Source organism: Pseudomonas sp. 51_B (assembly GCF_017491595.1).
Lineage (GTDB): Bacteria > Pseudomonadota > Gammaproteobacteria > Pseudomonadales > Pseudomonadaceae > Aquipseudomonas > Aquipseudomonas promysalinigenes.
Map to the genome: position 1 here is coordinate 1 of NZ_JAFGYW010000262.1, position 487 is coordinate 487.

The window sequence follows — 487 nt, forward strand, 5'->3', positions numbered from 1 at the left end:
GTTCGATGCACTTGACATGCCGCAAGCGCAAGGTGACGGAGCATCGAACCTAACGATGCATCAGCTTTTGCGCGTCCTCTATGCAGACCAACCATCGGTACACAGCCCCATCTTCCGCCTCGACAACTTTGATAGTCCTCTGACGCGCGACATGGTCGGCGGGTACCTCAGCGGCGTATATGACGACCGGCTTTATTCAGCGCAACTGCGACTTCGCGAACTTGACGGGCAGATTGCGAAGCAGGAGACGGAGCTCCGAGGCATCTTTCACGTACTTGGACGTTCTGGTCAAACCCCGGACCTTCAGTTTCTGACCGATAAAATTTCCGAACTGGAAGCGGCTCGCAGAGCGCTTTCCGATACGCTGACAAAACTGAAGCAGGACCGAACGCTGCCTCGCAAAGATGCGAACAAGGCGCGCGCCTCCGCCGACACTTTGCGTAGCACTCTGAACGCTGCGCGCCAGGCCGAATTCGCAGCCAAGGAC

Annotated in this window: 1 pseudogene; it reads left to right on the forward strand. The window is 57.3% G+C overall.

Annotation, left to right across the window (positions count from 1 at the left end):
• Positions 1–55: 55 nt before the first annotated feature.
• Positions 56–487 (forward strand): annotated as a pseudogene (locus J5M56_RS24735) (AAA family ATPase); the annotation flags it as partial.